This window comes from Ramlibacter agri, from assembly GCF_012927085.1.
Classification (GTDB): domain Bacteria; phylum Pseudomonadota; class Gammaproteobacteria; order Burkholderiales; family Burkholderiaceae_C; genus Ramlibacter; species Ramlibacter agri.
This window is the reverse complement of record NZ_JABBFX010000003.1, coordinates 699278-719928: the sequence shown is the minus strand read 5'-3', so window position 1 is coordinate 719928 and position 20651 is coordinate 699278. Positions and strand designations below refer to the sequence as shown.

The window sequence follows — 20651 nt, the reverse complement described above, 5'->3', positions numbered from 1 at the left end:
GCTTTATGTCGTTTTGTTTCTCAGACGGCCGGGCTGTCGCCCGCCACCTCGAAGCGAGAGCGCGGGAGGCCGGCCAGGTTCCGGCCCTCGATGCGCAGCAGCCGCGTCGGCGCGGTGCGGCTGGGCCCGTGGATATCGCCTTCGTTGTACACGTGCACGTCGCCCTGGCGCATCAGGTAGCGGCGCGTTTCGCGCACCTGGCCGGGCGCGACCTGCTCGAAGTCGCGCATCAGCGTTTCGCCCTCGGCCTGGCCATAGATCGCCCAGGACGGGCCATGGTCGTGCGGCGGGCCGACCTTCGCGCCGGGGAATTCGTGGGCCGCGATGCAGAAACCGAGCGGGTCTTCATGCAGCAGCTTGCGCGCGCCGACCTCGGTGGCGAACTGCGCGGCGACGAACTCCCGGTCGGCCAGCGCCGCCGCCAGGATGGCGGCAACGCGCTCGCGGCTGGCAGGCGTGTCCGCCTGCGCGAGGACTTCGCGGATCTGCGTGGCCAGCAGGGTGAGGGTCAAGGTCATGGGACGATTGTGCGCCTCAGGGTGCGGTACAGCGGAAGCTGTCCGCGCTCTTCGCATCGCTGCCGACATAGCGCGGGTACAGCGGATAGCGGCACAGCGGCCGCGTCGCGCTGACCGCATAGGGCGGCAGCGCCGCCATCGCGCGCAGCACCGGCGCATCGGGCGGCACGGCACCCTGCTCCACCCAGTCCGTCGCCATGCGGACCAGGTCCACGTATTGCGGCACCGGCTCGCTGGACGCGGTGCTGCGCACCGAGCCGCCATGGTCGCCATTGGGCAGCATGTAGAAGCGCACGTGCCGGTCCACTTCACCCTGGCCGAAGCGGGCCACCACCTGGTCGTACCAGCGCATCACGATGTGCGGGTTCGACGCATAGTCGGAGCCCTGCGCCTTGATGATCAACTTGCCGCCGCGGGCGAAGAAGCGCGTGAGGTCCGGGTTGGTGGAGTCGATCAGTGCCGAAGCCGCCACGATGCGCTCGCGGAACTGCGGGATGGCGAAGTCCACCAGGTTGAAGGCCGGATCCTTCAGGATGCCGTAGCTCACCGTGGCGCCGGGCTGCCCCAGCGCGGGCTGCGCCGCATGCGAAGGCTGCGGCTGCAGCGCCAGCCAGCCGGGCATGGCCTCGCGTCCCAGTTCGTAGCCGGGGAACTCGGTCCAGCCGTTGGCCAGCGCGAAACCGAAGCGCAGCGGCGCGTGCATGCGGTTCAAGGTCGCGATCTGCGCATTGGACACGCAGGCGTTGCCGGTCTCGGCGCCGTCGGCGCAACGGATTGCGGCATAGGGCTGCGCCACCTTCTGCGGGTCGAACAGCGCTGCGCAGCCCAGGTAGTTGCCGATCACGCCGTCCTGCAGGCCATCGAGCGCATCGCACTGGCGCATCACCTCGCCCTGGATCGCGCCGTACTTGGCCGGCGGGATCCAGCCGGCGCCGGCCTGCAGGGTCGCCAGCATGGTCTTGTGGATCACGTGCGCGGAATAGCCGATCAGGGGCGAGGTGGCGACCACGCCATCGTAGTCGTCCGGGTAGCGCTGCGCCACTTCCATCGCCTCGCGGCCGCCTTGCGACTGGCCCATGAAGTAGCTCACGGTGGGCCGGCTGCCGTACAGCGCGTCGATGATGGCGAAGGCAGCGTCATGCGTCTTCTTCAGCGCCGCGTGCGCGAAGTTCAGCCAGGCTTCGTCGTTCAGCGCCCAGGTCGCGGTGAGGCCTGGTTCCTGGTGGCCCGAGTCGCCGCCGAACATCGCGTAGCCGCTCGCGAGCGGATAAGGCGCATCGGGCGGGAAGGCGCCGCTGATGGGGGAACTGCTGCTGGTGATGGCCGCGAGGTTGGCCGGGATGCTGCCGTTCAGGCCACCGCCGCCGACCTGGATGGTCTTGCCGTTCCAGGCGGTCGGCACGTTCAGCTGGAAGCGGATCGGCGGAGCTGCGGGATCGACTGGCCGGATGGTTCCCAGAATCCGGCAGTACTCGGGCAGCGCATGCACGACCGCCTTGTCGCCAATGGTCTCAGGTGCGGCAGCAACGAGGGCGGCCGCAGTGATGGTCGCGCCCGAAGTCGGCAGGCCGATCGCGCTTGCCGGAATGTCGCGGCCCGCAAGCGAGGCGCAGGGCAATTTCGATTGAGCGGCAAAGGCGCTGCTCGCCGCCAGGGCGGCAGCCAGGATGAAAAAGGCTCGCAAGGGATCTCCGGGTCAATTCACCAGCCACATTCCCTGCCGCGCCATCTCACCGACGATGCGCACGACCAAGGTGGAAACGGCGGTGACGGCGCGCGACGGACCCTTGGCTTTCGAGAAAGCCATGGCCACGGTGCGCTGGAAGTGCGGGTCGACGATGCGGGCGGCTTGCAGCTTGCCTTCCTGCACCTCCTGCCACACGGCGTGCAGCGGCAGCACGGTGTAGAGGCCGTCCTGCGCGGTCAGCTGCTTCTGCAGCGGCAGCGAGTCGGCTTCGATCACCGGCGTCAGCGCGATGCGCGCATGGCGGGCGCCGGCATCGAGCGCGGTGCGAAGGCCATTGGGCACGCCGGGCAGGATGAAGGGCAGGCCGTCGAGGCTGGCGAAAGGGACCGAGCCGGCGCTGGTGAGGCGGTCGCCCTTGGCGCCGATCAGGTAGCTGTCGACGGTGGCCAGCGCCTCTTCCTGCTCCGGCAGGGTCGGCGTGTAGCGGTACAGGATGGCGATATCGACGCGCGCGTCGGTCAGCCACTCCTCCACCTGGCCGCTGGAGCCTTCCAGCACCTTCAGGTTGACGCCCGGGTATTCCGTGCGCAGCGCCGTGAACAGGCGGCCGATGAGAATGGTGCCGATCGAAGGCAGCGAGCCGAGCGTCACCGTGCCCACCGGCTCGCGCAGGTCGGCGCGGATGTCGTGCTCCAGCGCCTGGGCCTGTTCCAGCAGCAGCTTCACCTGCGGGAACAGGCGCTGCCCCACCTCCGACAGCTCCACGCCGCGGCCGGTGCGGTTGAACAGGCGCGCGCCGCATTCGCGCTCCAGCGCGTTCACCTGCCGGCTCAGGAAGGACTGGCTGCTGTCCAGGAACAGCGCCGCGCGGGTCAGGCTCCCGAGCTCGCCGATGGCGACGAACGAGCGCCACTTCTGGAGGTCGGACGTGATGTCCAGTGCGAAGTCGGAGGCCTTGGGCTTGTGCATCAAGCCGGATTATCGAGCCCGCGCACCCAGGCGGCCACGGCGGCCCCGATGGCCTGCGGCTGCTCGGGCACCAGGGCATGGCTGGCGTTGGCGATCTCCTGCACCGTCACCTTCGCGCCCAGCGCGTCGGCCACTTCGCGCCGCGTAGCCGCAGGCCGCCAGGGATCCTGCGCGCCTTGCAGGTCCAGCAAGGCCGCGTTGCCGCGGCCGAACCACTGCTCCTTGGGCGGATGCTGCGCGGCCTGCCGGTAAGCGGCGCGCCACTGCGGATGCCAGCCTTGCAGCCAGGGCCGCGGGTCGTTGCCGGGCGCGAACATGCACAGGCGCAGCGCGGCGAGGCGCTCGTCTTCGGGCTGGGACGGATCGGAGGCAACAGCCAGCGCCTCGGCCATGCCGACAGGGAACTGGCGCGCGGCCGCGCCCAGCACCACCACGCCACGCACGTGTTGCGGATGGCGCAGGTCGGTGATGCGCGCCACCCAGTGTCCGTAGGCATGTCCGACGACCACCGCCGGCCCTTGGACCATCTGCGAGATCACGCCAGCCACGTCGTCGGCAAGTGTCTCCAAGGTCATGCCAACCGGCGGGGCGCTGCTGCGGCCCATGCCGCGCGGCTGCGGGCGCAGCACCTGGAAGCCTTGCGCCGCCAGCAGTTCGGCGAGCGCGTCGAAATCTTCCGAATCGCGCAGCGAGGACGGCAGCAGCACAATGGCAGGCCCCGCGCCCTCGACGATCACGTCGATGCGCGCATCCCCCAGCGCCAGCAGTTCGCGCCGCCGGCTCATTCGACCTTCGCGCCGGAGGCCTTGACGATGCGGGCCCACTTGGGGATCTCGCTGCGGATCAACGCGGCGAACTCCTCGGGCGTCGAGGTCAATGGCTCGATGCCCAGGGCCGTCAGTTGGCGCTTCATGGGCGCGTCCGCCATCGCGCGCACGGTGGCCTCGTGCAGCTTGGCCACCACTTCGCGCGGCGTGCCGGCCGGCGCCAGCAGGCCCAGCCAGTTGGACACCTCGTAGCCCGTCAGCCCCGCCTCCGCCAGCGTCGGCACCTGCGGCAGCGCCGCCATGCGCGTGCGCGAGGTCACCGCCAGCGCGCGCACGCGGCCCGTCTTGATGTATTCCTCGTACACGGTGAAGGAGTCGAAGGTGGCGTCGACGCGGCCGGACAGCAGGTCCGTCAGCAGCGGCGCGCTGCCCTTGTACGGCACGTGCACCATGTTCACGCCGGCCATGCTTTCGAACAGCGCGCCCGACAGGTGGCTGGAGCTGCCGTTGCCGGCCGAGCCATAGGTCACCTGCCCCGGCTTGGCCTTGGCCAGCGCGATGAACTCCGCCACGCTGCGCGCCTGGACCGAGGGGCCGACCACCAGCACGCGCGGCGTGATGTGGGTCAGCGCCACCGGCGCGAAGTCCTTCAGCGGGTCGTAACGCAGCTTCGGATAGAGCGCCGGGTTGATCGCCTGCGTGCCCATGGTGGCGAAGAACAGCGTGTAGCCGTCGGCCGGCGCCCGGGCGACCAGCTCCGCCGCCACGGTGCCGCCGGCGCCGCCGCGGTTGTCGATGACCACCTGCTGGCCCAGCGCCTCGCCCAGGTGCTGGGCCAGGCCGCGCGCCATCAGGTCGGCGGCGCCGCCGGCGGGAAAGGGGACGACCATGCGCAGCGGCTTGTCGGGAAAGCCGGCAGCGCGCGCGGCCAGCGGGGCGAAAGTAGCGGCGGCCACGGCCAGCAGGGCGGCGCGGCGGTTGGGGCGCGAATGCATGCGCATGTCTCCTTGTTGGCGCGCACTCTACCCAGTGCGCCGGCGCCCGGCTATGCGCCGGCCCGCATGGCTGCCTTGCCGGAACCGGCACGCCGGCTGCATAACAGCCTTGCGCATTCCGGGCATGGCTCGCGCGCGGGGGCGGTCCTAGACTCGAACAACAAGGAGACCCCGAAGCATGTCACGTTCCCGCCGCATCCTTTCCGCCAGCCTCGCCCTCGCGCTGGCGGCTCCCCTGTTCGCCGCCTCCGCGGCCGACGCCTGGCCCACGCACCCCATCAAGCTGATCGTGCCCTACGCCGCCGGCGGCCCTACCGACGCCATCGGGCGCCTGCTGGCCGCCAAGATGAGCGCTACGCTGGGCCAGCCCGTGGTGGTGGACAACCGCGCCGGCGCAGGCGGCGCCATCGGCGTCGCGGCCACCGTGCAGGCGCCCGCGGACGGCTACACCTTCGCACTGGTCGCACCCGGCCCGCTGGCCGGCATGCCCAACCTGATGAAGACCAGCTACACGCTGGACGACATCCAGTACCTGAGCCTGGTCGCCAAGATCCCCAGCGTGCTGGTGGTCAACGCCAAGTCCGGCATCGACTCGCTGGACACGCTGGTGAAGAAGGCCAAGGCCGACCCCGGCAAGCTGAGCTACAGCTCCGCCGGCCCCGGCACCACGCCCCACATCGGCATGGAAATCTTCAAGGACCAGGCCGGCGTCAACATCCTGCACGTGCCGTACAAGGGCGCTGCCCCGGCCCTGACCGCGGTGGTGGCCGGCGAAGTGCAGGCCGCCATGGTGGACCTGCTGCCGATCCTGCCCTTCGTGAAGGCCGGCCAGGTGAAGCCGCTGGCCGTGGCCGCCGGCACCCGCGCGCCGCAGCTGCCCGACGTCCCGACGATGAAGGAAAAGGGCCTGCCCGGCGTGATGATGGAAACCACCTACGGCCTGATCGCGCCCAAGGCCATGCCGGCCGCCATTGCCGCCAAGCTGCACGACGCCGCCGTGGCCGCCGTGAACTCGCCCGACATGAAGCAGCTGATGGTGCAGCAGGGCGCGCAGCCCATCACCTCCACCGGCGCCGAGTACCAGAAGCTGATGCACGCTGAATCGGCGAAGTGGAAGGACATCATCGCCAAGGCCAAGATCACCCTCGAGTGAGATGAAAGTCACCTCCGCCACGCTGCAGCCCTCCCTCCAGGCGCTGGCCGACCCGCAGTGGAAGTTCGCGCGCGCGCAGGTGCCCCAGCTGGAAGGCTGGGTGCTGCGCCTGCGCGATGACGATGGCAACGAAGGCCTGGGCTACTGCCATGCCATCCCCGCCATCTCCACGCACGGCGCCGGCGCCGAGGCCGGCCTGCAATTCCTGTCGCAGCGCCTCGTGGGGCGCGGGCTGGACGATCTCGCCGCCACCATGGAGGAGATCGACGCCACCCTGGCCTACCAGCCCACGGTCAAGGCCGCCATCGACATGGCCCTGCACGACCTGCTGGCGCGCCGCCTCGGCGTGCCGGTGCACGTGCTGCTGGGTGGCAAGCTGCGCGACGAGGTCGCCCTCTCGCGCATCCTGCCGATCAAGTCGCCGCAGGAGATGGCAGCGCTGGCCGAGCGCCTGGCCGGCGAAGGCTACGGGCAACTGAAGCTGAAGCTGTCCGGCGACACCGACCTCGACGTGCAGCGCATCGCCGCCGTGCGAGCGGCCGCCGGTGAAAGCGTCGCGCTGACCCTGGACCCCAACCAGTCGTACAACGCCAAGCAGATGATCGCGGCGTTCAAGCGCATGGAGCGCTACGACATCGCGCTGATCGAGCAGCCGGTGCCGGCCGCCGACTTCGCCGGCCTGGCGCTTCTGACGCAGACGCTGCCGGTCGCGATCGAGGCGGACGAAGCCGCGCAGAGCGTGCGCGACGTGTTCCGCCTCGTCAGCGAGCGCGCCTGCGACGTCATCAACCTGAAGATCACCAACCTGGGCGGCATCCGCCGCTTCCTGCAGGCCCTGCGCATCTGCGAAGCCGGCGAAGTGGGTTGCCGCATGGGCGCGGCCTTCGGCCCCGCGCTGCTGCAGTCCATGAGCCTGCAGACCGCCTGCGTCGTGCGCAAGCTGCCCTATGCCTGCGAGCTGTCGGAGCACCTGCACCTGCGCGATGATCCCTTCACGCCGCTCCCCGCACACCAAGGCCGCCTGCGCCTGCCCGCAGGCCCCGGCTGCGGCGTGACCTACCAGCACTGAAGATGAAGAAGATCGTTTCCTCCGTCCTGCTCGCCGCCAGCGCTTTCGCCGCCGCGGCCCAGGACTACCCCAACCATGCTATCCGGCTGGTCGTGCCCTTCACGCCCGGCGGCGGCGCCGACCTCGTCGCCCGCGCCGTGGCCGCGCCGCTGGCCAAGCGCCTGGGCCAGCCCATCGTCGTGGACAACAAGCCGGGTGGCGGCGCCACCCTGGGCGCCGACATCGTCGCCAAGGCGCCGGCGGACGGCTACACGCTGCTGTACACGACGCCCGGCCCGCAGATGGCCAACCCCTTCCTGATGTCCAGGCTGCCTTACGACCCGGAGAAGGACCTCGTCCCCGTGTCGGAAGTGGCCGTGGTGCCCAACGTGCTGGTCGTCAACAAGGACGTGCCGGCCCGCACCGTGCAGGAATTCATTGCCTACGTGAAGGCGCATCCGGGCAAGGCCAGTTTCGCCAGCGCCGGCGTCGGCGCCAGCAGCCACCTGGCCGGCGAGCTGTTCAAGCAGATGGCCGGCATCGACCTGCTGCACGTGCCTTACCGCGGGACCAGCCTGGCGCTGACCGACCTGCAGTCCGGCCAGGTGCAGGCGGCCATCGACAGCATCGTCGTCTACAAGCCCTACATCGACGCCGGCACCCTGCGGCCCCTGGGCGTGGCCACCGCGCAGCGCTCGGCGCTGCTGCCCAGCGTGCCCCCCATCGCCGAACAGCTGAAAGGCTACGAAGCCGCGCCGGTCAACTACATCTCGGTGCCGGCGCATACGCCGCAAGCCATCGTCGACCGCCTCAACCGCGAAATCAACGCGGTGCTGCAGACGCCCGAAGTGCGCGACCAGCTGATCGCCAGCGGCGTGCTGCCGCAGGGCAGCACCCAGGCGCAGATGCAGGCACTGGTGCGCAGCGAAGCCGCCAAGTGGAAGAAAGTGATCGAAGTGTCGGGCGCCAAGCTCGATTGATTCCGGAGACATCGCCAATGAATGACCTGACCCAGCTGCAAGTCCAGATCGAGGACTACGTCGCCACGTTGACCCTCAACGCGCCGCCGGTCAACGCCCTGACCCGCACGCTCAACGACGAACTGACCCTGGCCCTGGACCGCATCTCCGAGATGGACGAAGTGCGGGCCGTGGTGCTCACCGGCGCCGGCAAGGTGTTCTGCGCCGGCGCGGACCTGAAGGGCCGCAAGGACGTGATCAAGGGCCCCGGCGACCTGCCGGCCCACTCGCGCCGCACGCGCGAATGCTTCCACGCCATCCGCGAATGCGCCAAGCCGGTGGTGGTGGCCATCAACGGCGCCGCGCTCGGTTCGGGCCTGGCGATGGCCGCTTCCAGCGACATCCTCGTCGCGTCCGAAAAGGCCTCGCTGGGCATGCCGGAAGTGGACGTCGGCCTGCTCGGTGGCGGCCGCCACGCCATGCGCCTGTTCAGCCATTCGCGCCTGCGCTTCATGGCGCTGACCGGCACCCGCATCGACGGCGCAGAGCTCTATCGCCTGGGCGTGGTCGAAGCCTGCGTGCCGGCGGAGGAACTGATGCCGAAGGCCATGTCCATCGCCCGCAGCATCGCGTCCAAGAGCCCCATCGCCACCCGCATGTTCAAGCACACGCTGAACACCATCGAGGACATGAGCCTGCGCGACGGCTACCGCTACGAGCAGGACATGACGGCGCAGATCGCCAAGACCGAAGACGCCAAGGAAGCGCAACTCGCCTTCGCCGAAAAGCGCCCGCCGGTGTTCACGGGGCGCTGATGCACGGCAACTTCCAGCTGGTCGACGGCGAGGCCCTCGACACCGAAACCGCCTACCGCCTGCTGGTGGGCTGCGTGGTGCCGCGGCCCATCGCCTGGATCACCACCATCGACGAACAGGGCCGCGTGAACGCCGCGCCTTTCAGCTCCTTCAACTACGTGGCGACCAGCCCGCCGATGCTGGCGATCAATATCGCCAAGCGGCCCGGCACCAGCGCGACCAAGGACACGGCGCGCAACATCGTGGCCACCCGCGAGTTCGTGGTCAACGTCGCCACCGAAGCCGACATGGAGGTGATGCACCGCAGCGCCCAGGAGTTCGGGCCCGAGGTCAGCGAAACCGAAGTGCTCGGCATAGACCTGCTCCCGAGCAGGCACGTGCGCGCGCCGCGCATCGCCAGCTCGCCGGTGCAGATGGAATGCCGCCTGGACCAGGTCGTGCCCCTGGGCCGCGGCATCAACACCCTGTACATCGGCGAAGTCGTCGCCTTCCATCTTTCTGACAAGGTGTACGACGGCAAGCGCGTGGACTCGGTTGCGCTGCGCCCGCTCGCGCGCCTGGGCGGCCCTTTCTACGCCGGCCTCGGCGAAATCTTCCATCGGCCCATGCTGCAGAAGCCGCCCGGCGGCGAAGGCTGGGCCCCGAACCCGGAGACAAAATGAAGTTCGCTTCCCTCGCCAGGCGCCGCGCGCTGCTCGCGCTGGCTGCGCTCGCTGCGCTGCCTGCCGTCCACGCCGAGCAAGCGTGGCCTGCCCGCACCATCACGCTGGTCCATCCTTATGCCGCCGGCGGTCCTGCCGACACGATGGCGCGCGCGCTCGCGCAGCAGCTTTCGAAGCGCCTGAACGAGACCGTGATCGTCGATGCCAAGCCGGGTGGCGCCGCCACCATCGGCACCGGCTTCGTCGCCCGCGCCAGGCCGGATGGCTACACCTTCCTGATCAGCACTTCCGCGGGCCACGTGGTCACGCCGCTGATGCAGAAAGTGCCCTACGACGGCATCGCCGATTTCGCCTTCATCGCCGTGGTGGCGAGCCAGCCGAACGTGCTGGTAGCGAACCCCTCGGTTCCGGCCAACAGCCTGCAGGAGCTGATCGCTCTCGCACGCAAGGAGCCCGGCGTGCTGAACTACGCCTCCGCCGGCACCGGCGGTGCGACGCACCTGGGCGCCGAAGCGTTTGCGCAGGCCGCGAAGATCCGCATCACCCACGTGCCGTACAACGGCGCCGCGCCCGCGCTGAAAGACGTGCTGGGCGGCCAGGTTCAGCTGGGCATGCTGAACCTCGCCGCCACGCGCCCCTTCATCGCCGAAGGCAAGCTGAAGGCCCTGGCCTACGGCGGCGCGCAGCGCACGCCGCTGCTGCCCGGCGTGCCGACCCTGGCCGAAGCCGGCTACGGCAACACGGCCACCGCCACCTGGTACACGCTGGCCGCGCCCAAGGGCACGCCGCCGCAGATCATCGAAACCATGCGCAAGGCCTTCGCTGACGTGAGCGGCGACGCCGAATGGCAGAAGGTGCTCGCCAGCCAGGGCGCCGAGCAGATCAACCTGTCGCCCGCGCAGACCACCGCCTTCGTGCAGCAGGACAAGGCCGCCATGCGCCAGCTGCTCGGCACGCTGGGCCTCCTCGAAGAGAAATAGCCATGAACACGCAACCCGGACCGCTTTCGCACGTCAAGGTCCTGGACTTGAGCCGCATCCTGGCGGCGCCCTGGGCCGGCCAGATCCTCGCCGACCTGGGCGCCGAAGTCATCAAGGTCGAACGGCCCGGCGCCGGCGACGACACCCGCAGCTGGGGCCCGCCTTTCCTGAAGGACGCCGACGGCAACGACACCAAGGAAGCCGGCTACTACCTGGCCGTCAACCGCGGCAAGCGCTCCATCACCTTGAGCCTGGACAAGCCCGAAGGCCAGGAGATCGTGCGCCAGCTGGCCAGGCGCGCCGACATCGTGCTGGAGAACTACAAGGCCGGCACCCTGGCGCGCTACGGCCTGGACGAAGCCTCGCTGCGCAAGGTCAACCCGCGCCTCATCTACTGCTCGGTCACCGGCTTCGGCCAGACCGGCCCGCGCCGCGACCAGCCCGCCTACGACTTCCTGATCCAGGCCATGGGCGGCCTCATGAGCGTAACGGGCGAGAAGGACGGCAAGCCGGGCGGCGGCCCGCAGAAGGTGGGCGTGCCCATCGTCGACCTGATGACCGGCATGTACACCGCCGTCTCCGTGCTGGCCGCGCTGGCGCGCCGCAACGAGACCGGCCTGGGCGGCTACGTCGACATCGCGATGCTGGACGTGCAGGTGGCGACGCTCGCCAACCAGGCGATGAACTACCTGGTGAGCGACAAGGTGCCGCGGCGCAATGGCAACGCGCACCCCAACATCCAGCCGCAGGACGTCTACGCCTGCGCCGACGGCGACGTGATCCTGGTCGTCGGCAACGACGGCCAGTTCGCCAAGCTGTGCCAGGTCTTCGGCAAGAGCGAATGGGCGGCCGACGCGCGCTTCGCCACCAACGCGCAGCGCGTGCGCAACATCGCCGAACTGTCGGCGCTGCTGCGCGAAGCTTTCGACGCCTGGAAGCGCGAAGACCTGATCGCCGCGCTGGACCAGGCCGGCGTGCCCTGCGGCCCGATCAACAGCGTGGCCGAAGTGTTCGAAGAGCCGCAGGTGAAGGCGCGCGAGATGCTGCGCCGGGTGCCGCACCCGTCCGGCGTGGACGTGCCGCTGGTGGCGAGCCCCATGCGCTTCGATGGCGATGCCTTGCCGATCCGCTCGGCGCCGCCGCTGCTGGGCGAACACAGCGACGCGATCCTGGCCGAACTGGGTTACGGCGCGGCCGACATTCAGGCGCTGCGCGCCGCGGAGGTGATCTGATGAACGACAAGCTGGTCCTGCACTGGTCCCCCAAGTCGCCCTACGTGCGCAAGGTGATGGTCTGCGCCCACGAACTGGGCGTGGTGCCGCGGCTGGAGCTGGTGCGCTCGGTGGCGGCCATGCTGAAGCCGAATCCCACGATCATGGCCGCCAACCCGCTGTCCAAGATCCCGACGCTGGTGCGCCCGGACGGCACGGTGCTGTTCGACTCCGTCGTCATCTGCGAATACCTCGACTCGCTCGCCGGCGGCAAGCTGTTTCCGCAGCAAGGCGAGGACCGCTGGCAGGCGCTGCGCTGGCACGCCTTCGGCGACGGCCTGCTCGATGCGCTGATCCTGTGGCGCAACGAGCGCGAACGCGCGCAGCCGCTGCAAGGCCTGCTCGATGCCTTCGAGCTGAAGGTGCGCGCCTCGCTGGCGCTGCTGGATTCGGAAGCCGATGCACTGCGCGCAGCGCCCTTCTCCATCGGCCCCATCACGGTAGGCTGCGCGCTGGGTTACATCGACTACCGCTTCGATGCGCTGGGCTGGCGCGCGATCACGCCTCGCCTTGCAGCCTGGCATGCGGAGCTGATGCAGCGTCCTTCTTTCCAGGCGACGGAGCCGATCGACGGCTGAATCCGCGTTCGTCACCCCGCGCAGGCGGGGGCCCAGGGCGCCCTGGGTTCCCGCCTTCGCGGGAATGACGAAGGTTTATCGCGCGGCGTCCATCTGCGCAATGATCGCCGCGCGGCGCGCCTGCGCCGCCGCCTTCTCGTCGTCGTACAGGCTGCGGCCCTGCGCATCGATACCGACCGTGGTCGGCCCCAGCCCCTTCACCTTCAGGCGCACCAGCCGGTAGTGCGTGAGCATGTCGCTCCACCCCACCTGCCTCACCTCCTCGATCGCATGCGACAGCAGCGTGCAGCCGCCACCGAGGAAGGACAGGTAGACCCCGCCCACTTCCTGCAAGGCCTCGGCCGAGGCGCGATCCAGCCCGCCCTTGCCGCCCACGGCGTGCCAGCGGAAGCCACGCAAGAGACGCGGCATGAAGGGATTGAAGCGCGTGCTGGTCGTCGGGTTGATGTACAGCACCTCGAAGCGCCCATCCGCCTCGCGGCTGTAGCTCCCCAGGTGCATGACCGAGGCTTCCTGCAACTGCATGGGCAGCGGCTCGTCGCCGTCCAGGCAGCGCAGCAGCCGCTCGTGCGTGGGCATGCCGGCCGTGACGACGATCTCGCCATCGAGCGTCACCAGGTCGCCGGCGCGCAGGCGGCGGGCGTCGGCTTCGCTCAAGGGAAAGTTCAGGCGGTGTTCCTGGACAGCCATCGCATCACTCCAGGGTTTCGACGCGGCCGTCGTTGTACAGCCGCGCCTTGGTGCGCCGGTTGATCCAGCAGTTGAAGGCCACCGCCACCGGCGTGAAGCCGTGGCCGGCGCAGTAGTTCACGTGTACCGCCATCGCGGTGCTGTCGCCGCCGGTGCCCATGGGGCCGAAGCCGGTCTGGTTCACCGCCTGCACGAGGCGCCGCTCCATGTCGGCCACGATCTTCTCCGGATGCTTCTCGCCGATCGGGCGCAGGGTAGCCTCCTTGGCCATCTTCGCCGCGTAGTCGAAGGTGCCGCCGATGCCGACGCCGATCACCACCGGCGGGCAAGGCTGCGAGCCGGCCTGGATGACCGTGTCCAGCACGAAAGTCTCGATCGTCTTCAGGTCCGGGAAGCTGAAGATCTGCAGCGCGGCCCAGCGGCCGGAGCCCAGCGCCTTGGGCGAACAGGTGATCTCGACGTAGTCGCAGTCGTCCACCATGTCGAAGGTGACGATGGGCATGCCCTTGCCCTGGTAGCCACGCTCCAGGGTCAACGGATGCGTCACGTGCGGCAACAGCGGCGGCTGGATCGAAGCCACCAGCTCGGCGAAGCCATCGGTGATGGCCTGGCGCACGCTGCCGTCGAAGCGCGCCTGCGCGCCGACCTTGACGAAGTAGACCGGCACGCCGGCGTCGGAGCAGATGAAGTGCTGCTCGCGCTGCGCCGCCTCCGCGCTCTGCAGCATGATGCGCAGCGTGTGGCGGGCGGTCTCGTTGCTCTCGGCCGCGTCGGCCCGGCGCAGCGCGGCCTCGGTGTCCTTGGGGATGCCACGCAGCGAGCGGTCGTAAAGCTGCGCGGTGACCTGCTTGATCGTGTCCTGGCTGATGCCCATGCTCAATCCATCTTGACGCCGGCGTCCCGCGCCAGCGCCGTCCAGCGCTTCGCTTCCGAAGCAATGAAGCTGCCGAATTCCTCCGGCGAGCCCCCGTTGATGTCCACCGACTGGCTGCCGAAGAAGGCCACCGCGTCGGGCGAGGACAGGATGTTGTTCAGCGCGGTGTTCAGCCGCTTGACGACGGCCGGCGGCGTCTTCGCCGGCGCCAGCACGCCGTACCAGGTCGAGACCAGCACGCCCGTGTGCCCGGCCTCCGCGGTGGTCGGCACGTCGGGCAAGGCGGACGCGCGCTTCGGCGTGCCTATGGTCAACGCCCGCAGCTTGCCGCTCTTGACGAAGGGCAGCACCACCGGCGCATCGGCGAACATCACGTCCACCGTGCCGGCGATCACGTCGGTGATGGCCGGCGCTGCGCCCTTGTAGGGAATGTGGACCATGTCTATGCCGGCTTCGCGCTTCAGCAGTTCGGAGCCGAGCTGCGTGGTCGTGCCGGGCCCGGCGCTGGCGAAGCTGACCTTGCCGGGGCGCGCCTTGGCGTCCGCCACCAGCGCGGCGAGGTCCGGGTATTTCGAGTTCGCGCTCGTCACGAGCACCGTGGGAGCGGTCGCGACGCGGATCACGGGCGCCAGTGCCGTCGCCGGGTCGTAAGGCACCTTGGACATCAGGTAAGGCGCGATGGCAATCGCGCCCACCGAGGAGAACAGCAGCGTGTAGCCGTCCGGCGCCGCGTTCACGACCGCCTGCGTGCCGACGATGCCGCCCGCGCCGCCGCGGTCGTCCACCACCACCGGCTGGCCCAGGGCCGCGGCGAGTTTCGTGGCAACCCAGCGTGCCTGCGTGTCGGCGGGTCCGCCGGCAGCGAAAGGCACGATCAGCTTGATCGCTTGGCGGGGGAAGTCCTGCGCGCCCGCCTGGGTCGCGAAACACGTGCAGGCAAGCGCCATCCAGGCGCACAGCAGCCTCTTCATGCCTTGTCTCCTGTTCTTCTCTTGTCGCGCCATTCTGGGCGGCGCCGCGGCGGCGCGATAGAACCGCGGCGTCATACCTGCTTTGCTCTCAGGCCACCTGCGGATTCACCAGGCCGGCCGGCCGCTCGCCCCGCAGCCGCGCGACCACTGCGCGAGCGACCGACATCGCGACCCGCTCCATGGACTCGCGCGACAGCGTCGCCATGTGCGGCGTGACGATGATCCCCGGCACGCCGATCAGCGGGCTGGGGCTGTTGGCGCCCTGGCTGCGCAGCACGTCGACAGCCGCGCCGGCCAGCCGGCCGCTGCGCACCGCGGCGGCAAGCGCTTCCTCGTCGACCAGCCCGCCGCGCGAGGTGTTGACCAGGTAGGCGCCCGGCTTCATCTTCGCGATCGCGGCGGCGTCGAGCAGGTTGGCCGTCTCGGGCGTCAAGGGAGCATGCAGCGACAGGAAATCGGCCTCGCGCAGCGCCGTGTCCAGGTCCACGTACTCGACCCCATGGCTTCGCGCAAAGTCCTCGTCGCGCCTGCGGCTGACCACCAGCACGCGCATGTCGAAACCCTGGGCGCGCTTCACCACCGCCTTGCCGATTCGCCCCAGGCCGACGATCGCCAGCGTCTTGCGCCAGGCTTCAGTGCCGGTGACTCGGTCCCAGCCATGCTGCTGCACGCTGTTGGCGCAGGGCAGCATGCCGCGCGCCGCCATCAGCAGCAGGCCCAGCGTGAAGTCGGCCACGCTCTCGTGGTTGGTGCTTTCGGCGATGGTCACCGCCACGCCGCGCCGGGTGGCGGCGGCGACGTCGACCGTGTCATAGCCGACGCCGGGTCGCGCAATGATCTTCAGCGCTTGCGCGTTCTCCAGCAGCCGCGCCGACACCGGCTCCATCGCGAACACCAGGGCGGCGACGTCGCGCGTCTGTTCCAGCTGCCAGTTCTCGTCCAGCGGCTGCGGCGACGTCGCCAGGTGGACGTCGCAGCCCGCTTCGCGCATCAACCGCAGCGCGGGTTCGCAGCCCTTCACCGAAGCGGCCGTGACCAGAACTTTTCCCAGACCCATTTGCAATCCTTAGCTGTAAAGGCGCTCCGGATTGGCGGACAGCACCTGCCGTACCACGGCATCGCTGCCGGCCCAATCCATGAACATGTCGAGCAGCTGCACGGCGTCCGGGGCCGGCGTCACACGCAGGTGCGGCCAGTCGCTGCCCCACACCAGGCGTTCGGCGTTGGCAGCCACCATCGCCTGCTGGAACGCGCGGCCGGCTTCCCAGTCCGGCACGTTCAGCAGGTTGCGGTAGGCGCACAGCTTCACCCACACCTGCCCGCTTTCCAGCAGGCGCAGCAAGGTGCGGAAGCCGGGTTCATCGACGCCGGCGTTCACGTCGAAGCCGCCCATGTGGTCGATCACCACCGGCACGGGCAGTTTCAAGAGCTCGTCGGCGATTTCCGGCAGCGCCTTGCAATCGGTCCAGAGCTCGGCGTGCAGGCCGGCATCGGCCAGCTGCGGCGCCAGCGCCTGCAGGTCCTGGAAGGACGCGCTGCCGGCAAAGTTGGCGCCCGCGCCGCTGCGATGGCTGAAGCGCGCGCCGCGCACACCGCGTTCGCGCAAGCCGGCCAGCGGCAGCGGGCTGCCGGGTCGAACCACGACGACGCCGCGCAGCGCGGGCTGTGCGGCCAGCGCGTGGAGCAGCAGCGAGTGGTCGTCGCCATAGGCGCTGGGATGCACCAGCACGCCGTTGGTGAGGCCGAGCCGGCGCAGCAAGGCCAGGTACTGCGGCTCCACCGCTTCCGGCGGCGTGTAGCTGCGGTCGGCCGCGAGCGGGAACCGCTCGTAAGGGCCGAACAGGTGGGCGTGGCAGTCCCAGCCGCCCGCATCCAGGGCGTCGGCGGTCACTTCAGTTCCTCCTGCTGCGGCAGCGCGAAAGCCGGCGCCACGCCTTCGGGCAGCGGGATCTCGTGGCAGTTGAGGGTCATCGCCACCATCGTGTAGTAGCCGACCAGCGCGGTGAGTTCCACGACGCCCTTCTCGCCGAAGCGCGCCAGCGCCGCGCGATAGGTGGCATCGGACACCGACTTGTGCGCGTTCAGTTCGACCGAGTAGCGCCAGACGGCTGCGTCGTCCTCGGACATGCCGGCCGGCTCGGTTTGCGCCAGCAGCGCTGCGAGGAAGGCGGGCTCCAGGCCGGCCTTCTCGCCTTCGATGCGGTGCGCATACCACTCGAAGGGCGAGCGGCACGCGCGGCCGGTCACGAGAATGGCGATCTCGGAAAGACGCGGCGGCAGCGAAGTGCCGTAGCGCAGCAGCGCGCCGAGCGCCTGCCACTTGTCGGCCAGCTCGGGGTTGTGCAGGGCTGCGCGCAGCGGGCCCTGGATCTTGCCGCGCGGGCCTGAGAGGATCTTGTCCAGGACGGCCTGCTGGGCCGGGTCCATGGAAGCGGTGGGGAACAGGGGAAGACGGGGCATGGGACCATGATAGGCAGCGCCCGGCGCAATGGCAGCCGGGCGGGCGCAACCCTGACTTGCGCCGATCGGCATGTCAGTCGACCTTGATGTTGCGCGCCTTGATCATCGAGCCCCACTTCGCCGACTCGGCTTCCATCAGCTTGCGGAATTCCTCCGGGGTGCCGGTGACGACGGACTGGCCTTGCGCATTGAGGCGGCTCTTGACCTCGGGCGCGTTCAGCGCCTGGATGACGGCGAGGCGGAACTTCTCGGTGATTTCGCGCGGCGTGTTCTTCGGCGCGATCATTCCGTACATGGAGCTCGACACCACGTTCGGGTAGCCCAGTTCCACCATGGTCGGCACCTTGGGCAGCTGCGGCAGCCGCTTGTCCGCCATGACGGCGGCGATGCGCACCTTCTGCTGCACGCTCATGCCGACGGAGACCTCCACCGACAGCAGCTGGACTTCGCCGCCGACCATCGCGGTCACGGCCGCCGGGCCGCCCTTGTAGGGCACGTGCTGGATCTCGATCTTCGCTTCCTGCTGCAACAGCTCGCCATCCAGGTGGGTGCTGCTGCCCGAGCCGGGCGAGCCGTAATTCAGCTTGCCGGGCGCCTTGCGGGCAGCCTCGATCACCGACTTCAGGTCCGGGTAGCCCTGCGCCGGATTCACGATGAACACGTGCGGGCTCTGGGTCATCAGGGTGACGTAGTTGACGTCCTCCAGCTTGTAAGGCACCTTGCCCACGTGCGGCTGCACGGCAAAGTGGCCGAGCGCGCCGATGCCGAAGGTGTAGCCATCCGGCTCCGCGTTCACGGTGGCGGCGACGCCGATCAGGCCGGCCGCGCCGGCCCGGTTGTCGACGACGATGGGCTGGCCGAGCTCCTTGCTCAGACCCGGCACGAGGAAGCGCGCGATCGAATCCACCGGGCCGCCGGGCGGGTAAGGCACGATGACGCGGATCGGCCTGGAGGGCCAGCTGCCTTGCGCTGAGGCTGCCCCTGCCACCGCGAGACCGGTGAGCAAGGCGAGAAGGGTTCGGCGAATCATGGTCACACGTCTCCTGTTTATGTCTGGTAGCTGCCCGAGCGCAGCAAGGTGCTGGGCAGCGGATGGCCCACCAGGCGCTCCGCCATGCGGCCCACTTCGATCAGCGCCTCGAGGTCGACGCCGGTTTCAATGCCCATCTCGTGGCACAGCAGCACCAGCTCCTCGCTGGCGATGTTGCCGGTGGCGCCGGGCCGGCCCGCGAAGGGGCAGCCGCCCAGGCCCGCCACCGTGCTGTCGAAGCTGGTGACACCCATCCTGAGCGCCGCGTGCGCACTGGCCACGCCCATGCCGCGGGTGTCATGCAGGTGCAGGATCAGCTCCACCTCGGGCCAGCGCTCGCGGAAGGCGCCGACCAGCCGCTCGGTGCGCGCCGGCGTGCACCAGCCCATGCTGTCGGCGAGCGTGATCTCCTCGATGCGGGCGCCGGCTTCGCGGGCAATGCTCATGCCCGTTTCAGCCGCCTCCAGCGCCTGCTGCACGCTGACCTCGCCCGAGTAGTTGCAGCCGAAGGCAGCCATCACGCCCACGCGCCGGATCGGCACCGCGTTGGCCACCAGCGAAGCCGCCTGCTTGCGCATCACCTCCGTGTGTTCCGCGATCGAGCGGTTCAGGTTCTTCCTGCAGAAGACGTCGGAGGCCGAGCCGATCAGCGCGCCGGTGACGTGCAGCTTGTCCTGGTGCGCCAGCGCACGCTGCAGGCCCTGCTCGTTGAACCACAGCGCCGTGTACTCGACGCCGTCCTTCTTTTTCATGCCGCGCACGACTGCGTCGGCATCGGCCCAGCCCGGCACCGCCTTCGGGTTGACGAAGGAAACGGTCTGGATGTGGTCGACGCCGGTGTCGGAGAGGGCGTCGATCAAGGCGATCTTGTCGGCCGTGCTGATGGGGCCGGGCTCGATCTGGAAGCCTTCGCGCGGGCCTTCCTCGCGGATGTGGACCTTCTTCGGGATGTCGCTCATCTCTTTTCCTTCAGGACGGGATGACCTGGGCCTGCGCCAGGCCTGCGATCTCGGCGTCGGAATAACCGAGCGCGCGCAGGAAGCCGTGGGTCTGCCGGCCCGCGGGCTGCGGCTGCTGGCGGATGCCCAGGTTGTGGCCGTTCATCTTGAAGGGCAGCGCCGGCAAGGTCGCCGTGCGGCCGTCCGGCAAGGTGGTGGGCAGCAGTTGCCCACTCGCCTTCAGGTGCGGGTCGTCCAGCAGCTGGTCGGGGCGGTTCACCTTGGCGGCGGGCAGCTTGGCGGCGGCGCAGCGTTCGACGATGTCGTCGGCGGACAGGCCCGCGAACACCTCGGCGACCGCGGCGATCACGCGCGGCCGCACCTTCAGGCGATCGGCTTGCGTCGCCAGTTCGGGATCCGCCTTCAGGTGGGCCAAGCCGAACTCCTGGCAGAAGCGATCCCACTGCTGCTCGCTGGTGACGCCGACGAAGACGTCGTTGTCGGCGGTCTTGAACAGGTCGTAGACGGTGAAGACGTGGCTGCGCGTGGGCATCGGCTTCGGCGTCTCGCCCGACATGGAGAAGTAGGCCATGTGCTGGCCGGTGTAGAAGGCCGCCGACTCGAACAGCGAACTTTCGACCAGCTGGCCGCGGCCGGTGCGCTCGCGTTCGCGCAGGGCGGCCAGGATGCCGACCGCGCCGAACACGCCGCCGGTGATGTCGACGACCGAGCCGCCGGCGCGCAGCGGCGTTCCCGCGGGCCCGGTCATGTAGGCCATGCCGCCCATCATCTGCGCCACCTCGTCGAGTGCCAGGCGGTCCTGATAGGGGCCTGGCAGGTAGCCCTTGAGCGAGCAGTAGACGATGCGCGCGTTGACCTTCGCCACGTCTTCGTAGCCCAGGCCCAGCCTGGCCATGACGCCCGGCGCGAAGTTCTCGATGACCACGTCCGCCCATTCGAGCGCGCGCCGCATCACCTCCTGGCTCGCCTCGCCCTGCTTCAGGTCCAGTTGGGCGCTCGACTTGTTGCGATTGAAGTACGTGAAGAAGCCCAGGCCGAAACCCTTGAGCTTGCGGGTGGGATCGCCCTGCGGCGGCTCGATGCGCATGACCTCGGCACCGAGGTCGGCCAGCACCAGCCCGCAGGAAGGTCCCATCACCATGTGCCCGAAATCGAGGACCTTGATGCCGGCGAGCGGCCCCGTGCTGTCCATCTGCCTGTCTCCTGAATGCAGGAGCAAGAATAGGAGCGCGAGCCTGCGCGTGGATTGATCGTTGGGCACCGCT

General features: G+C 69.5%; 22 protein-coding genes. 8 read left to right on the top strand and 14 right to left on the bottom strand.

The genetic code is table 11. The annotated features are described in order from the left end of the window. Positions 1-20 precede the first annotated feature (20 nt). Genes HHL11_RS27960 through HHL11_RS27940 form a run of 5 tightly spaced genes read right to left on the bottom strand, consistent with a single transcriptional unit; the run spans position 21 to position 4936 of the window. A complete protein-coding gene (locus tag HHL11_RS27960) occupies positions 21-518 on the bottom strand; it encodes a cupin domain-containing protein (RefSeq protein WP_169421883.1) in 498 nt (165 codons plus the stop codon). Positions 519-534: 16 nt separating this feature from the next. Beyond that, positions 535-2202: a tannase/feruloyl esterase family alpha/beta hydrolase gene (locus tag HHL11_RS27955; RefSeq protein WP_169421882.1), complete on the bottom strand. Its 1668-nt coding sequence runs from the start codon at positions 2200-2202 to the stop codon at positions 535-537. 12 nt (positions 2203-2214) lie between these two features. After that, entirely contained in the window at positions 2215-3174 is a 960-nt protein-coding gene (locus HHL11_RS27950) for a LysR substrate-binding domain-containing protein (protein WP_169421881.1), read from the bottom strand. After that, a complete protein-coding gene (locus tag HHL11_RS27945) occupies positions 3174-3959 on the bottom strand; it encodes an alpha/beta fold hydrolase (protein ID WP_169421880.1) in 786 nt (261 codons plus the stop codon). The genes HHL11_RS27950 and HHL11_RS27945 overlap by 1 nt, the downstream gene beginning before the upstream one ends. Next, complete coding sequence (locus tag HHL11_RS27940; RefSeq protein ID WP_240980447.1) at positions 3956-4936, bottom strand: Bug family tripartite tricarboxylate transporter substrate binding protein; 981 nt, start codon at positions 4934-4936, stop codon at positions 3956-3958. The genes HHL11_RS27945 and HHL11_RS27940 overlap by 4 nt, the downstream gene beginning before the upstream one ends. Positions 4937-5114: 178 nt before the next feature. On the opposite strand from HHL11_RS27940, the gene HHL11_RS27935 reads away from it, so the two are divergent. Genes HHL11_RS27935 through HHL11_RS27900 form a run of 8 tightly spaced genes read left to right on the top strand, consistent with a single transcriptional unit; the run spans position 5115 to position 12402 of the window. Next, positions 5115-6089: a Bug family tripartite tricarboxylate transporter substrate binding protein gene (locus tag HHL11_RS27935; protein ID WP_169421878.1), complete on the top strand. Its 975-nt coding sequence runs from the start codon at positions 5115-5117 to the stop codon at positions 6087-6089. A gap of 1 nt (position 6090) precedes the next feature. Then, positions 6091-7158, top strand: a complete 1068-nt coding sequence (locus tag HHL11_RS27930) for a mandelate racemase/muconate lactonizing enzyme family protein (protein WP_169421877.1) — start codon at positions 6091-6093, stop codon at positions 7156-7158. A gap of 2 nt (positions 7159-7160) precedes the next feature. Beyond that, positions 7161-8117: a Bug family tripartite tricarboxylate transporter substrate binding protein gene (locus tag HHL11_RS27925; RefSeq protein WP_169421876.1), complete on the top strand. Its 957-nt coding sequence runs from the start codon at positions 7161-7163 to the stop codon at positions 8115-8117. A gap of 17 nt (positions 8118-8134) precedes the next feature. Then, a complete protein-coding gene (locus HHL11_RS27920) occupies positions 8135-8911 on the top strand; it encodes an enoyl-CoA hydratase/isomerase family protein (protein ID WP_169421875.1) in 777 nt (258 codons plus the stop codon). Continuing rightward, entirely contained in the window at positions 8911-9573 is a 663-nt protein-coding gene (locus HHL11_RS27915; protein WP_169421874.1) for a flavin reductase family protein, read from the top strand. The genes HHL11_RS27920 and HHL11_RS27915 overlap by 1 nt, the downstream gene beginning before the upstream one ends. Next, positions 9570-10553 carry a Bug family tripartite tricarboxylate transporter substrate binding protein gene (locus tag HHL11_RS27910; protein WP_169421873.1) on the top strand — a complete coding sequence of 328 codons (984 nt, stop codon included), beginning with the start codon at positions 9570-9572 and terminating at the stop codon, positions 10551-10553. Before HHL11_RS27915 ends, HHL11_RS27910 begins: the two co-directional genes overlap by 4 nt. Before the next feature lie 2 nt (positions 10554-10555). Then, the gene (locus tag HHL11_RS27905; RefSeq protein WP_169421872.1) at positions 10556-11785 is read left to right on the top strand and encodes a CaiB/BaiF CoA transferase family protein; all 1230 of its coding nucleotides are present in this window, start codon (positions 10556-10558) and stop codon (positions 11783-11785) included. Beyond that, positions 11785-12402: a glutathione S-transferase family protein gene (locus tag HHL11_RS27900; RefSeq protein WP_240980446.1), complete on the top strand. Its 618-nt coding sequence runs from the start codon at positions 11785-11787 to the stop codon at positions 12400-12402. Before HHL11_RS27905 ends, HHL11_RS27900 begins: the two co-directional genes overlap by 1 nt. A 75-nt stretch (positions 12403-12477) precedes the next feature. Here the strand turns inward: HHL11_RS27900 and HHL11_RS27895 are convergent, their stop codons facing one another. The 9 genes from HHL11_RS27895 to HHL11_RS27855 form a co-directional block, all read right to left on the bottom strand. Further along, complete coding sequence (locus HHL11_RS27895) at positions 12478-13092, bottom strand: fumarate hydratase C-terminal domain-containing protein (protein WP_169421871.1); 615 nt, start codon at positions 13090-13092, stop codon at positions 12478-12480. A gap of 4 nt (positions 13093-13096) precedes the next feature. After that, positions 13097-13966, bottom strand: coding sequence for a fumarate hydratase (locus HHL11_RS27890; protein ID WP_169421870.1), 870 nt, complete (start codon positions 13964-13966; stop codon positions 13097-13099). Between the two features lie 2 nt (positions 13967-13968). Further along, a complete protein-coding gene (locus HHL11_RS27885) occupies positions 13969-14937 on the bottom strand; it encodes a Bug family tripartite tricarboxylate transporter substrate binding protein (RefSeq protein WP_169421869.1) in 969 nt (322 codons plus the stop codon). Positions 14938-15025: 88 nt separating this feature from the next. After that, positions 15026-15994: a phosphoglycerate dehydrogenase gene (locus HHL11_RS27880; protein ID WP_169421868.1), complete on the bottom strand. Its 969-nt coding sequence runs from the start codon at positions 15992-15994 to the stop codon at positions 15026-15028. 9 nt (positions 15995-16003) lie between these two features. Further along, the gene (locus HHL11_RS27875) at positions 16004-16828 is read right to left on the bottom strand and encodes an amidohydrolase family protein (RefSeq protein WP_169421867.1); all 825 of its coding nucleotides are present in this window, start codon (positions 16826-16828) and stop codon (positions 16004-16006) included. Next, positions 16825-17397, bottom strand: a complete 573-nt coding sequence (locus HHL11_RS27870) for a carboxymuconolactone decarboxylase family protein (protein WP_169421866.1) — start codon at positions 17395-17397, stop codon at positions 16825-16827. Before HHL11_RS27870 ends, HHL11_RS27875 begins: the two co-directional genes overlap by 4 nt. A gap of 73 nt (positions 17398-17470) precedes the next feature. Further along, positions 17471-18427 carry a Bug family tripartite tricarboxylate transporter substrate binding protein gene (locus tag HHL11_RS27865; protein ID WP_169421865.1) on the bottom strand — a complete coding sequence of 319 codons (957 nt, stop codon included), beginning with the start codon at positions 18425-18427 and terminating at the stop codon, positions 17471-17473. Between the two features lie 17 nt (positions 18428-18444). Continuing rightward, positions 18445-19386 carry a hydroxymethylglutaryl-CoA lyase gene (locus tag HHL11_RS27860; RefSeq protein ID WP_169421864.1) on the bottom strand — a complete coding sequence of 314 codons (942 nt, stop codon included), beginning with the start codon at positions 19384-19386 and terminating at the stop codon, positions 18445-18447. 10 nt (positions 19387-19396) lie between these two features. Next, entirely contained in the window at positions 19397-20578 is a 1182-nt protein-coding gene (locus HHL11_RS27855; protein ID WP_169421863.1) for a CaiB/BaiF CoA transferase family protein, read from the bottom strand. Between the last annotated feature and the right edge of the window lie 73 nt (positions 20579-20651).

Bases quoted from the DNA above. Each gene is read 5' to 3' on its own strand.
- HHL11_RS27905 (WP_169421872.1), top strand. From the start codon at position 10,556: ATGAACACGCAACCCGGACCGCTTTCGCACGTCAAGGTCCTGGACTTG.
- HHL11_RS27925 (WP_169421876.1), top strand. From the start codon at position 7,161: ATGAAGAAGATCGTTTCCTCCGTCCTGCTCGCCGCCAGCGCTTTCGCC.
- HHL11_RS27885 (WP_169421869.1), bottom strand. From the start codon at position 14,937: ATGAAGAGGCTGCTGTGCGCCTGGATGGCGCTTGCCTGCACGTGTTTC.
- HHL11_RS27890 (WP_169421870.1), bottom strand. From the start codon at position 13,966: ATGGGCATCAGCCAGGACACGATCAAGCAGGTCACCGCGCAGCTTTAC.
- HHL11_RS27920 (WP_169421875.1), top strand. From the start codon at position 8,135: ATGAATGACCTGACCCAGCTGCAAGTCCAGATCGAGGACTACGTCGCC.
- HHL11_RS27935 (WP_169421878.1), top strand. From the start codon at position 5,115: ATGTCACGTTCCCGCCGCATCCTTTCCGCCAGCCTCGCCCTCGCGCTG.
- HHL11_RS27880 (WP_169421868.1), bottom strand. From the start codon at position 15,994: ATGGGTCTGGGAAAAGTTCTGGTCACGGCCGCTTCGGTGAAGGGCTGC.
- HHL11_RS27900 (WP_240980446.1), top strand. From the start codon at position 11,785: ATGAACGACAAGCTGGTCCTGCACTGGTCCCCCAAGTCGCCCTACGTG.
- HHL11_RS27950 (WP_169421881.1), bottom strand. From the start codon at position 3,174: ATGCACAAGCCCAAGGCCTCCGACTTCGCACTGGACATCACGTCCGAC.
- HHL11_RS27960 (WP_169421883.1), bottom strand. From the start codon at position 518: ATGACCTTGACCCTCACCCTGCTGGCCACGCAGATCCGCGAAGTCCTC.
- HHL11_RS27945 (WP_169421880.1), bottom strand. From the start codon at position 3,959: ATGAGCCGGCGGCGCGAACTGCTGGCGCTGGGGGATGCGCGCATCGAC.
- HHL11_RS27870 (WP_169421866.1), bottom strand. From the start codon at position 17,397: ATGCCCCGTCTTCCCCTGTTCCCCACCGCTTCCATGGACCCGGCCCAG.
- HHL11_RS27915 (WP_169421874.1), top strand. From the start codon at position 8,911: ATGCACGGCAACTTCCAGCTGGTCGACGGCGAGGCCCTCGACACCGAA.
- HHL11_RS27855 (WP_169421863.1), bottom strand. From the start codon at position 20,578: ATGGACAGCACGGGGCCGCTCGCCGGCATCAAGGTCCTCGATTTCGGG.
- HHL11_RS27940 (WP_240980447.1), bottom strand. From the start codon at position 4,936: ATGCATTCGCGCCCCAACCGCCGCGCCGCCCTGCTGGCCGTGGCCGCC.
- HHL11_RS27865 (WP_169421865.1), bottom strand. From the start codon at position 18,427: ATGATTCGCCGAACCCTTCTCGCCTTGCTCACCGGTCTCGCGGTGGCA.
- HHL11_RS27895 (WP_169421871.1), bottom strand. From the start codon at position 13,092: ATGGCTGTCCAGGAACACCGCCTGAACTTTCCCTTGAGCGAAGCCGAC.
- HHL11_RS27860 (WP_169421864.1), bottom strand. From the start codon at position 19,386: ATGAGCGACATCCCGAAGAAGGTCCACATCCGCGAGGAAGGCCCGCGC.
- HHL11_RS27910 (WP_169421873.1), top strand. From the start codon at position 9,570: ATGAAGTTCGCTTCCCTCGCCAGGCGCCGCGCGCTGCTCGCGCTGGCT.
- HHL11_RS27930 (WP_169421877.1), top strand. From the start codon at position 6,091: ATGAAAGTCACCTCCGCCACGCTGCAGCCCTCCCTCCAGGCGCTGGCC.